Consider the following 12,338-nt stretch of genomic DNA (forward strand, 5'->3'; position numbering starts at 1 on the left):
ACAGAGGAGGACAGGACGATTCGTACACCGGTCGACTCGCCCCGCAGGAAGGCGGCGTCCGGGGCGGACGCTCCCGCGAGGCAGCAGCCCGCTGGACCGGCTGGGAAGCAACGCATGGCGTGGGCCGTCAGCGGCGTGAACCGGAGGGAGGCCAGTCCGGGCTCGCCCTTGCGAGCGGCCCCCGGTCGCGACCAAGGCAGCCAAACGTGCGGTTGCGCGCCACCGCCATGTGCGCGCCGCAGTGTGACCGGCGGTCGAACACGGTAGACACAGCTCCACCGCTCACACGCAAGGACACCCTCATGGATCTGAAGCTCGAAGTGCTCGTGCTTCCCGTCTCCGACACCGACCGGGCCAAGGCCTTCTACGACAAGCTGGGCTTCCGTCTGGATCTCGACACGGGTCCCAGCACCGACTTCCGGTGCGTGCACTTCACCCCGCCCGGCTCCGGGTGCTCGATCATGTTCGGGGAGGGGATGACCGCCGCCGAGCCCGGCTCGGTGCAGGGCCTGTACCTCATCGTCTCCGACATCAACGCGGCCCGGGCCGAGCTCGCCGACCGGGGCATCGACGTCAGCGACGTCTTCCACGACGCGAACGGCGTGCTGTTCCACGGTCACGAGCGCGGGGACGTCACCCACAACCTTCCCGGCCAGGAACGGCTGGCGGGCCGCCACCCGGAGGGCAACACCTACTCCTCATTCGCCTCGTTCGCCGACCCGGACGGCAACGGCTGGGTGCTGCAGGAGATCACGGAGCGGTTCCCCGGCCGCTGAGGGCACATCACCGAACAGGAGTCGTACATGAAGTTCGTGTTGCTGGGCGCCACCGGCATGATCGGCAGCCGGATCGCCGCCGAGGCAGTCGACCGGGGCCACCAGGTGACGTGCGTCAGTCGCTCCGGCAGGCCTCCGGTGCCGGGGGTGACGGCGACCGCTGCGGACGCGGCCGACTCGGGCCGTATCGCGGAGCTGGCCGCCGGGCACGACGCGGTCGTCTCGGCGCTGGCGCCGTCGGGCGACGGCGGCGAGCAGCGGGAGCGCTTCGTGGCCCTGAACCGCGCTGTGGTCGACGCCACGCGGGCCGCGGGGATCTCCCGGCTCCTGGTGGTCGGCGGTGCGGGGAGTCTGCTGGTGGCGCCGGGTGAGGAGCTGGTCGTGCAGCCCGTCTTCCCCGCCGATCTTCTCGGTGTGGCGCTGGCGCACCGCGATGCCCTCGCCTTCTACCGCACCGTGGAGGATCTTGAGTGGACCAACGTGTCCCCGCCGGCCGAGATCGCTCCGGGGACGCGGACCGGCAACTCCCGCGTCGGCGGGGACGAGCTGCTGGTCGACGCCGAGGGACGCAGCCGTATCAGCGCGGAGGACTACGCGGCCGCTTGTGTGGAGGAACTGGAGAGCAACGCGCATCCGCGCAGCCGGATCACGTTCGCGTACTGACGGCACGCCATGGGCCCGGCCGGCTTTGCCACGTGCGTCGGCCGGGTCAGGGCCTGGGGATGGGACTCCATCTGCTCTACGGGGCTGGGCGGCCGGTCCGTCGCGGCGGGACGTCCCTGTCGAGTACGGACCCTGGAGCCGGGCCTACGACCTGTTCCTCCGATGGCAGCGGAACGGCACCTGGCACCGGATTCTACGCGGAGCGGCTCGCTCATCCGGGGCCCTGTCCCGCAGGAGCGTGGCCAGTTGGTCGTCGAGGGAGACCAGGCGTCCGCGGCGGCGTTGACGCGGCTGGTCTCGGCACCGTGGGCGCGGTCGAGCCCGGCCTGCGCCCGCCAGCGAGCACGACGCCAGCAACGATCTTCTTCTTTGGCGGCCACGACCTCGCCGTAGAAGCGGGCGCGCTCACCGGCCTGACCCCCTTTCGCCGCCCGCGGTGTCCCGGTCGTCGGGACATGAATCCTCAAGAGTCGAGTCGAAGGGTGCTAGCAGACGGTACAAACGAGCACTCCAGCCTGGCAGATGTATCACGCGATCCGCTCCGCAGAACCCGGCACTTCTGGAGAAATTCGAGGTGAACAGGCAGATGCGGAAGCGAAAGGGGGCGTCGGACGGCGCGTTACACGAACGTAACGTGCGATACATCTAGCCAACTTGTGAGGCATTCTGTAACTTCCGGAGCGCGGTCGGCGGCACCTCCGCCGGCCACGTCATCCGAGAGGTCCGATCCCCCATGAACCCTCACACGGTCCGCCGCCTGGCGGCCGCCGCCGTAGTGACCACCGCCTTTACCGCGCTCACCGCCTGCTCCGGCGGCGACGACTCCGCACCGGCCGCGAGCGGTAGCGTCATCGTCGCCGGCGTCAAGATCGAGAAGGATCCCGCGCTGCACGACGCGCTGCCCGAGGAGATCAAGGACGCGGGCACCGTCAAGGTCGCCACCGATGTGCCGTACCCGCCCTTCGAGATGTACGTCAAGGAGGGCGAGAGCGAGCTCACGGGCCTCGACTACGACCTCGGCCAAGCCCTGGGCGCCAAGCTGGGCGTGCCGTTCACCTTCACCCCGCAGAAGTTCGACGGGATCGTCCCGGCCATCCAGGCCGGCAGGTTCCACGCGGCGATGTCGGCCATCACCGACAACAAGGAGAGGCAGAAGGTCGTCGACTTCGTCGACTACTCGCAGTCCGGCTCCGGCATCCTCGTCGCCGAGGGCAACCCCGAGAACATCGCCACCGTGGACGACCTGTGCGGGAAGAAGGTGGCCGTGCAGGCCGCCACCAACCAGCTCGACCTGCTCAAGAGCCACCAGGCCGAGTGCAGGAAGGCCGGCGGCGGCCAGATCGACATCCAGACCTTCCCCAAGGACTCCGACGCCCAACTCGCCCTGCGCTCCGGCAAGGTCGTCGCCCAGGTGCTGACCAAGCCTGCCGCCGGCTGGACCGCCAAGACCGCCGACGACGGCACGACCTTCGACCTCGTCGAGGACCCTGCCGCACCCGGCGGCTACAACGCCTCGCCCAACGGCATCGCCGTCAGCAAGAAGCTGCCCGAACTGACCGACGCGATCCGGAGGGCCCTCCAGGCCCTGATAGACGACGGCACCGCGACCAAGATCTTCGAGAAGTACGGCGTCGCCTCCATCGCCGTGAAGGAAGCCACCAAGAACGCGGCGGTCGACTGAGCATGGTCGAGCTGAAGACATCCCGGGACACCGCCGCGCCCGCCCACGGCCTCACGGCGGACGATCTCGTCGTCGTGCCGGTGCGCAACCACGGCCGCTGGGTGGCCGCCGCGGCGTCCTTGGCCGCCCTGGTCGGACTGGTCGGCTCGCTGGCCGGGAACGACAACCTGCGCTGGGACATCGTTGGTCAGTACCTCTTCGCCGACCTCATCTTCGACGGCCTGTTCACCACCCTGTGGCTGACCGCCGCCGCCATGGTCCTCGGACTCGCCCTGGGCACGCTGATCGCGGTCATGCGGCTGTCCTCCAGCCCCGTCCTCTACGGGCTCGCCACCTTCTTCGTGTGGATCTTCCGCGGCACTCCGCTGCTCGTGCAGATCATCTTCTGGGGGTACGCGGCTGCCCTGTACAAGTACGTGATGATCGGCATCCCGTTCACCGACATCACCTTCTTCCGGGCCGAGACGAACTCCCTGCTGACCCCGGCCGTCGCGGCACTGCTCGCCCTCGGGCTCAACGAGGCCGCCTACGCCTCCGAGATCGTGCGCGCCGGTATCCAGTCCGTCGACACGGGGCAGACCGAGGCAGCGCACTCGCTGGGCATGCGTCCCGCCCTCACCATGCGCCGGATCGTGCTGCCCCAGGCGATGCGCGTCATCACCCCCCCGATGGGCAACGAGACCATCAACATGCTGAAGATGACCGCCCTGGTCTCGGTCATCTCCGCCCACGACCTGATGTCCAACATCCAGGACGTGTACGCCCAGAACTACCAGGTCATCCCCATGCTCGTCGTCGCAAGCCTGTGGTACCTCGCCCTGGTGACCCTGCTCGGAATCCCTCAGGCCTGGCTGGAGCGCCGCTACGGGCGCGGCACCGCCCAGGCCCAGCAGGTGTCCCCCCTGCAGCGCCTGCTCGGCGGAACGGCCCGGACCGCGCGCGTCGGCAACCGCGTCATGAACAAGGAGGCGGGCCGGTGAGCGCCCCCACGGAGCACGTCGAGGGCGTGCCGCTGGTGCACGCGGAGGGCGTGCGCAAGCACTACGGCAGGCTGGAGGTCCTCAAGGGCATCGACCTCACCGTCCGGCGCGGCAGTGTGTGCTGCCTGCTCGGTCCGTCCGGCTCGGGCAAGTCCACCTTCCTGCGCTGCATCAACCACCTCGAGAAGGTCGACGGCGGCCGGCTCACCGTCGACGGCGAACTCGTCGGCTACCGCCAGCACGGCGGAAAGCTGCACGAACTGCGGGAACGGGAAGTGGCCGAGCGGCGCCGCGACATCGGCATGGTGTTCCAGCGTTTCAACCTCTTCCCGCACATGACAGCGCTGGACAACGTCATCGAGGCACCTGTGCGCGTCGCCGGCGTGGCCAGGGCACAGGCCCGCGAGGAGGCCGTGCAGCTGCTGGAGCGGGTCGGCCTAGCCGACCGCGCCGGCCACTACCCCTCCGAGCTCTCCGGCGGCCAGCAGCAGCGCGTGGCCATCGCCCGCGCCCTCGCGATGAAACCCAAGCTGATGCTGTTCGACGAGCCGACCTCCGCCCTCGACCCGGAACTCGTCGGCGATGTCCTCGACGTGATGCGGCAGTTGGCCGACGAGGGGATGACGATGGTCGTCGTCACCCACGAGATCGGCTTCGCCCGCGAAGTGGGCGACACGGCGGTCTTCATGGACGAGGGAGTCATCGTCGAGGCCGGCGACCCACGGCAGCTTCTGGTCAACCCCGAACAGGAACGTACCCGCGCGTTCCTGTCGAAGGTCCTGTGAGCGCCCCCTCCCGGCAGCGGCCCCGCCCCCACCCCGCCGACCTGCTCGGCCCGGCCCGCAGCCGTCTTCAGCACTACCTGTACGACCTCGCCGAACTCGTGGCCATCGACTCCGGCTCGTACAGCCCCGACGGGGTCAACGCGGTCGCCGACTGGGTGCAGGCGCGCCTGACGTCACGAGGATTCGCCGTCGAACGGATCCGGCCGCCTGCCGCCGCCGGCGCGCCCTCTGACGCCCTCCGCACAGGCGACGTACTCGTCGCCCGCAAGGCGGGCCGCCTCGCGGAGGCAGACGGCGGGCGCAGGATCCTGCTCGTCGCCCACATGGACACCGTGTTCGAGGACGGGACCGCCGCCGAGCGGCCGTTCACCCTCGACGGCACACACGCGCACGGGCCCGGAGTCAGCGACGACAAGGGCGGATTGCTGGCCGGTCTGACCGCGATTGAACTGCTCCAGGAGCAAGGGACGTCGGAGTACGCCGAGTTGGTGTTCCTGGCAACCCCTGACGAGGAGATCGGCTCCCCGGTCAGCCGGCCAATCACCGAGGAGGTCGCGCGCGACATGCACTACGCCCTCGGCCTGGAGTGCGCGCGCGAGAACGGAGATCTGGTGGTCGCCCGCAAGGGCGTCGCCGACTTCCGGCTCACCGTCACCGGCCGCGCCGCCCACGCCGGCATCGAACCCGAGCGCGGCGCCAACGCGGCCCTCGCCGCGGCTCACCTCGTCGTGGCTCTGCAGGCCCTCAACGGGCGCTGGGACGGCGTCACCGTCAACGTCGGCGTCGTCCGGGCCGGCCAACGCCCCAACATCGTCTGCCCCGAGGCCGAACTCCGCCTGGAGGTACGCGCGGCCACGGCCGTCGACGTCCGCACCGTGAGGTGGGCCATCGAAGACGCAGCCGCACGCCCCACAGTGCCCGGCACCACCGTGACGGTCGAACAACTCGACGAATGCCCGCCGATGGAGGCGACCGCGGCGACGCACCGGATGTTCGCCGTCGCCCAGCAGGCGGCCGCCGCGCTCGGGTTCACCCTCGGCGCCACGGCCACCGGCGGCGTCGGCGACGCCAACCTGATCGCCGGCACGGGCGTTCCGGTCCTGGACGGCCTCGGTCCGGTCGGCGGCGCCGACCACAGCCCGCAGGAGTGGCTCGACACCGCGACCGTGCCCGAGCGCATCGCCCTGCTGGCCTCGCTGATCACCGCGCTCGGCGACGGCGACGCATGACCGCCGGGCCCTCGGCCGTGCATCCCGGCCGAGGGCCCGGCCCCACACCGACGTCCGAGACCACCCAAGGAGACACCATGCGCGAGCGTCCTCGACCCGGTCGGCGCCACTTCCTCGCCGCCGCCACCGCCCTCGCCCTCACCGCCGCTCCGGCGGCCGCCCAGGCGACCACGCGCCCCGACGCCGGCCGGGCGGCGGGCTCCCTGGTCCTGATCGGCGGCGCGCTGAAGGAGAACAACACCCAGGTGTACGGGGAGATCATCGAGCGGGCCGGTGGCTCCCGCGCCCGTATCGGTGTCCTCACCGCCGCCTCCGTGCCCGAGAGCCGGGACCCGCACGCGAACGACCCCGACCGGTGCAGCAACTCGGCCTGCAACGGCGCCTACTACGCCGGGCTGTTCGAGAAGCACGGCGCGGCCGATGCCCAGTGGATCCCCGTTGACCTCGACCACGTCGCCAACGCCGACTCCGACACCGTCGTCGACCAGATCAACTCCATGACCGGGTTCTTCTTCGGCGGCGGCGACCAGTACCGCTACGTCACCACCCTCCTGCACGGCGACCGGCACACCGACTCCAAGGTGCTCGCCGCCATACGGGCCAAGCTCGCGGACGGCGCCGTCGTCGCCGGTACCTCCGCGGGCGCCCAGATCGCCGCCGGGCGCGACATGGTCACCGGCGGCGAGTCCTACCAGGGCCTGCGGGACGGCAGCGCGGCCGGCTACTTCGACGACCCCACCCGGCTCGGCTACCTTCCCGCGGGCGGTTTCGGCTTCCTTCGCTCCGGGCTCGTCGACACCCACACCGGCGCCTACGGCAGGGAGGGCCGGGCCCTGCGCCTGACCGCGGACACCGGTCACGACCGGGTCTACGCCCTGCAGGAGAACAGCGCCCTCGTCGTCGACCAGCCGGGCACACGCGACGAGTCCATGACCGTCCTCGGCACCAACGGCATCGGCATCCTCGACCTGCGCGACGCCTGCGCCCGCACCACACGGGACGGCTGGACGCTGAGCGGAGCCAGGTACACCCACCTCACCGACGGCGACCGCTACGACGCCCGCCGCTGGGCCGCCCGCCCGGCTCCCGGCAAGCGCCCGCTGACCCCGAGCGGCGCGTCTCCCGTGCCCGCCAACAACGACGTCTTCCACTCGGCCGACAACCCGGCCGGTGTCCCGTACTCCTTCCTCAGCACCGCCGCAGCACTCGCCGCCACCCGCGACCAGCGCACTGCCACCGCCACCACCTACGAGAGCGCTCCCCGCTTCACGGTCACCTTCACGAAGCGGCCGGGCTTCACCGCCTGGACGAGCGACGGCACCACCGCGCAGTCCCTGGTCGGACTGCGCATCGACATCGCACCCCGGTAACCGCGTTCCCGACCCCGTCGGCGGCTCGGGCCGGCCGGCACGCCCGGCCGACCCGAGCCGCCCGCTCGGGCATTAGGCTCGGCACCGGCGCACACAAGGTCCGAAAGGAGCCCTCATGACCTCCGGCACCCTCGCCGACGACATCCGCCTCAAGCTGGGCACTCTCAGCCCCGCCGAGCGGAAGGTCGCGCGGGTGCTCCTTGCCGCCTACCCGGCGGCGGGCTTCGAGACGGTCGCCACGATCGCCGAACGTGCCGCCGTCAGCGCGCCCACGGTCCTGCGCTTCGTCGCCCGCCTCGGTTACAGCGGGTTCCCGGAGTTCCAGGCTGCCCTACGCGCCGAACTCGACCAGCGCAACGCCTCGCCACTGTCCCTGTACGAGGAGACGGAGGACGCCCCCGGCGACGACTCGGCCGCGGGCCTCATGGCCCGCAGCAGCAGGCTGTTCACCACCGCCGTGGCCCAGACCATGGCCGAGACCCCACCGCACGACCTCGAACGGGCCATCACGCTGCTGTCCGACCGCAAGCGCCGGATCACCCTGGTCGGCGGCCGGTTCACTCACCTGCTCGCCCAGTACCTCGGCCTGCACCTGATGCAGCTGCGAGACGACGTCCACATCCTGCCCGAACGTGACGTCGAACGCGCCGCCGCGCTGGCCCGGCTCGGCCGTCGCGACGTCCTCGTCGTCCTCGACTACCGCCGCTACGAGAGCGACAAGACGGCCCTCGCTCAGCTCGCGCAGGAACGAGGCGGCAAGGTCGTCGTCTTCACCGACACCTGGCTCTCACCCACCAGCGCGCACGCCGAGGTCGTCCTGCCCAGCCAGGTCACCACCCCCTCCCCGTACGACAGCCTCGTGCCCACCCTCGCCGTCATCGAGACCGTCGTCGCGGGCCTCATCACGGCGCTCGGCGACGAGGCCCATCAGCACATGAGGCACACCGAGGACATCGCCCGCCGTACCGGGCTGGTGTAACCGAACCTGCGCGTCGCTGTTCAGGACCTCTCGGTCGGCTCGCCGACGGGCTCGGAGCGGTGCACTTCGCGAAGTCAGCGCCGGTACGTCGGACACCGTGCGGCACCACAGGAGTTGTGCCGTCACGGACGTGTCAGCGATCTTGTGTAAGCGGCCTGATTTCACTGGATGCTGAGCCGGTCCTCGAAGAACATTGAGAACTGGTTCAGCGCCTCTTTCCAGTGTGGAGAAGGCGGCGGCGATGTGGACGGCCGCCTTCTCGTCCGGGCCGCCCGCCTCCAAAAGCAAGACCGAGGCCGCGCCCCTCTCGGTCAGCCTTCCGGCAAGCGCGGCTCGGCCGGGCCGGCTCCGACGACGACGTGGTCGACGTCGCCGGGCAGCGCACTCATCGGGCCCCCTCGATCGCGGCGGCATCCACGGTGCCCGCGTCCCGGAGCTCGCGCTTGAGGATCTTGCCGGTGGCGTTCGTGGGCAGTACCGCGAAGAACTCCACCAGGCGGGGGTACTTGTAGCCGGCCATCTCCTCCTTGCACCAATCGATCAGCTCCTCCTCGGAGAGGGTCGCTCCCGGAGCGAGGACCACGCAGGCCTTGATCTCCTCACCGTGACGCTCGTGCGGCAGGCCGATGACGGCCGCCATGCTCACGGCGGGATGGGTGAGGAGCACCTCTTCGATCTCCCGCGGGTAGACGTTGAAACCGCCGCGGATGATCATGTCCTTGGCGCGGTCGACGATGTAGAGCCACCCGTCGGCGTCCCGGCGGGCCAGGTCACCGGTGCGGAACCAGCCGTCGCGCATCACGTCGGCGGTCGCCTCGGGCCGGTTGAAGTAGCCCTTCATCACGTTGTGCCCGCGGATGACGATCTCGCCGATCGCGTCGGCACCCTGGACCGGGGTCCAGTCCTTGCCGACCAGGTCCACCTCCACGCCCCACACCGGGCGTCCGATGGAGCCCGGCCGCACCTTCTCGCCGCGCGGCGAGAACGTGGCCACCGGGCTGGTCTCCGACAGGCCGTACCCCTCCAGAATGGTGACGCCGAACCGCTCGGCGAAACGGCGGTGGATCTCGACCGGGAGCGCCGAGCCCCCCGAGCCGGCCATGCGCAGATTCTCGGCGATCCGCGGCAGGTCGAGGTCGGACCCTTCTTCTTCGAGCAGGGCCCAGTACATCGTGGGGACGCCCGCGAAGAAGGTGACAGCATGGCGCTGCATCAGGGCCAGGGCGGCCCGGGCGTCGAAGCGCGGCAGCAGCACCAGCGTCGCCCCTGAGGCGAGGCCGGCGTTCATCTGAACGACCTGGCCGAAGGAGTGGAACAGCGGCAGGGCGATCAGATGCACGTCGTGCTCGATCTCGCCGAAGAGCTTGTGGCAGGTCAGCACGTTGAGCATCAGGTTGGAGTGGGTGAGCTCGGCGCCCTTGGGCCGGCCCGTGGTGCCGGAGGTGTAGAGGATGACCGCCGTGTCACCGGACTCGGTCGCCACCGTCTCGAAGTCCGTGCTCTGCCCGGCCAGCGCCGCCGTCAGGGTCTCGGCGCCCGTGATCGGGGAGTCCTCGGTGGGGGTGGCGGGCATCAGGAAGAAGTGCTCGCAGCCCGGCGTCTCGCCGAAGCCTGCCCAGCCCTCCTGCCCCAGCGGGAGCTCGGCGCCGCCCTCGAAGCAGAAGTAGGCCTTGGCCTCGGAGTCGGCCAGGTGGTACGCGATCTCCCGGCCCTTGAGCAGCACGTTGAGGGGGACGACGACCGCGCCGGCCTTGAGGATGCCGTAGTAGACGACCGGGAACCACGGCACGTTCGGGCAGGACAGCGCGACCTTGTCGCCCGGCCCGATGCCGCGTGAGCGGAGCAGGCCGGCCACGCGGCGGGCCGACGCGTCCAGCTCCGCATAGGTCAGCCGCTGGTCGCCCAGCACGACTGCCGTGCGGTCGGGCACGGCACGGGCACTGTTCTCCAGCGCGACGGCGAGATTCAGCATGTGAGGTCTCCGTGGGGTGTGTCGGTGGAAGCGGCGGAAAGAGGAATCGGCCACCGGAGCCGGTCCGTGGAACGGCACGTCACGGCAAGGGCAGTGCGCGGGCGGAACATCCTGGTGCGCTGCGCTGAACCGATCCCTGCACCAGGCGCGAAGAAGTCAGCCCCGCAACGCGGATACGAGGAGAGCGGGCAGTTTCATCACGCTGGGCGCGGCCGTGAAGCGGGTGACGCGCTCCACGGTGGTCAGTGCGGTGCGGTTGGTGACGAAGTACGGCGGGCGAGGGGACAGTGACGGGTCGCCCGTGACCAGACCACGCGGAGCGGGCGTGAACGGGGCGCGCAGCACGGTCTTCTCGATGTCCTCGAGCATGAAGGCGTTGTGCACGAAGCCGATGCCGCTGCCGATTTCCTGGCGGTTGTGCCCGGGGTGGGCGCCCCACGGTGTGAAGCCGAGCAGGAAGCCGACCGCCGACCAGCAGTTGACGCCCAAGGTGCCGTAGCGCAGGTCGGCGATCGCGCTGCGCACCGCCTCCCGGTGGGCTTTCTCGGTCCTCGGGTGGACGATCAGAGTGGCGCCGAGCGTGCCCGGGAGAGTGTCGTTGGCGAAGTCGACGGCGTCGCGCAGGAATGCGGCCGGAGCCTGTCCGGGCAGGCGTACGACGCCCAGCGCGCTGCCGAAGACCTCCTCGGTGATGAGGATGTCGTCGTGGTCGGTGATGTCGGGGACGAGCAGCCGGCAGCCGTCGCCGTGAGTCTCCGCCTGCGGGTGGGCGGCGAGGACGGAGGCGAGGCGCCCGCCGGCGCCCGGGTAGTAGTCGGTGCGCGGAGGCAGTTCGCGCAGCAGCCGCCGGATCTCTGCCAGGAGCCGCTCGGTGCCGTCCCAGTCGCGCGGCAGAACCAGAATCTGGCTGGCGATGCAGTTGTGCCCGGAGTTGTTCATTTTGCTGGTGACGATGTGTTCGGCCTGGAAGCGGAAGTCGGCGTCGCTCCAGGGCCCCGGCACCACGATGCAGGGGCTGACACCGCCCAGTTCACTGGTGAAGGGCTTGTCCAGCAGCGGCCGGTCGTCACGGCGGCGCTGCTCGGCTTCCTCGTCGGTGCCCCAGACGATGGCGTCGTGGGTGCGGTCGCTGCCGGTGACGTGAACGGCGTCCACGTCCCCGTGGGCGGCGAGGTAGCCGCCTTCGGCCGCACCGCCGTCGACGAAACGCACCCAGCCGCGTTCGGCGAACTCGGCGAAGACGTACTCGAAGTGGGGACGTAGATAGTCGTTGACCGGGTTCATCTTGGCGATGACGACCTGGCCCTCGGCGTAGAGCTTGTGCAGGATGTCCAGCGCGGTGATGGCGGCGACGTTGCCGGCCCCGAGCACCAGAGCCACGGCCGGGCGGCCGGGCCTGTTCCGGTACTCGCCCGCCGCACGTCTCCGTGCCTGCTCGGCGGTGGTGCCGGGGCGCATCCACACCTGGGCCGTGAAGCCGTTGAACAGGAGGGTGTCCCAGCCGGTGGCGGGGAAGACGTCGACCCGCGTGCGGCCGTCCTCCTCGTGGACGGCCTCGGCGCCGACGGGATCCTTGCCCGCGGCGATCCGCCGCAGCACGTGCAGATACGCCGCGGCGTTCTGCGCCAGGGCCCACGGCCCGCCGATCCAGTCCTCGGCGGCCCACGGGGAATCGGGGGCGTACCCCTTCGCGCGGGCACCGGCCGCGGCCAGCTCGGGGGCACGGGAGACCACGCGCGGCAGCAGGCGCTCCAGGAGGGCGATGCGTTCGGTGAGCGGGGTGGCGGACCAGGACTCGGCGCTGCCGCGTACGTCGGTCACGGTGCGGTCGAGGAAGGAGGTGTCGAGGGTGCTGGTGTTCATGTCATTCCCTGTGGAAGGTCGGGAGCCGGGCGGTTGGGGC

10 protein-coding genes are annotated in these 12,338 nt (G+C 70.6%); 8 read left to right on the top strand and 2 right to left on the bottom strand.

The window, feature by feature from the left end:
* Positions 1–302: 302 nt before the first annotated feature.
* From BLT82_RS30425 to BLT82_RS30465, 8 genes are all read left to right on the top strand, one after another.
* Positions 303–776, top strand: coding sequence for a VOC family protein (locus BLT82_RS30425; protein WP_093660652.1), 474 nt, complete (start codon positions 303–305; stop codon positions 774–776).
* Positions 777–803: 27 nt separating this feature from the next.
* Complete coding sequence (locus BLT82_RS30430) at positions 804–1,439, top strand: NAD(P)-dependent oxidoreductase (RefSeq protein ID WP_093660654.1); 636 nt, start codon at positions 804–806, stop codon at positions 1,437–1,439.
* Positions 1,440–2,172: 733 nt separating this feature from the next.
* A complete protein-coding gene (locus BLT82_RS30440) occupies positions 2,173–3,120 on the top strand; it encodes an ABC transporter substrate-binding protein (protein WP_244529764.1) in 948 nt (315 codons plus the stop codon).
* Between the two features lie 2 nt (positions 3,121–3,122).
* Complete coding sequence (locus BLT82_RS30445) at positions 3,123–4,100, top strand: amino acid ABC transporter permease (protein ID WP_093660658.1); 978 nt, start codon at positions 3,123–3,125, stop codon at positions 4,098–4,100.
* Positions 4,101–4,132: 32 nt separating this feature from the next.
* The gene (locus BLT82_RS30450) at positions 4,133–4,885 is read left to right on the top strand and encodes an amino acid ABC transporter ATP-binding protein (protein ID WP_093660778.1); all 753 of its coding nucleotides are present in this window, start codon (positions 4,133–4,135) and stop codon (positions 4,883–4,885) included.
* Complete coding sequence (locus BLT82_RS30455; RefSeq protein ID WP_093660660.1) at positions 4,882–6,114, top strand: M20 family metallopeptidase; 1,233 nt, start codon at positions 4,882–4,884, stop codon at positions 6,112–6,114. Before BLT82_RS30450 ends, BLT82_RS30455 begins: the two co-directional genes overlap by 4 nt.
* 77 nt (positions 6,115–6,191) lie before the next feature.
* A complete protein-coding gene (locus BLT82_RS30460; RefSeq protein ID WP_093660662.1) occupies positions 6,192–7,484 on the top strand; it encodes a cyanophycinase in 1,293 nt (430 codons plus the stop codon).
* Between the two features lie 115 nt (positions 7,485–7,599).
* On the top strand, positions 7,600–8,463 hold the full coding sequence (locus tag BLT82_RS30465; RefSeq protein WP_093660664.1) for a MurR/RpiR family transcriptional regulator: 864 nt from the start codon (positions 7,600–7,602) through the stop codon (positions 8,461–8,463).
* A gap of 385 nt (positions 8,464–8,848) precedes the next feature.
* Here the strand turns inward: BLT82_RS30465 and BLT82_RS30470 are convergent, their stop codons facing one another.
* Positions 8,849–10,435 carry a long-chain-fatty-acid--CoA ligase gene (locus BLT82_RS30470; RefSeq protein ID WP_093660666.1) on the bottom strand — a complete coding sequence of 529 codons (1,587 nt, stop codon included), beginning with the start codon at positions 10,433–10,435 and terminating at the stop codon, positions 8,849–8,851.
* A gap of 156 nt (positions 10,436–10,591) precedes the next feature.
* Entirely contained in the window at positions 10,592–12,298 is a 1,707-nt protein-coding gene (locus BLT82_RS30475; RefSeq protein ID WP_093660668.1) for an aldehyde dehydrogenase family protein, read from the bottom strand.
* Positions 12,299–12,338: the final 40 nt, after the last annotated feature.

This window comes from Streptomyces wuyuanensis, from assembly GCF_900103455.1.
In the GTDB taxonomy this organism is placed as follows: Bacteria; Actinomycetota; Actinomycetes; order Streptomycetales; family Streptomycetaceae; genus Streptomyces; species Streptomyces wuyuanensis.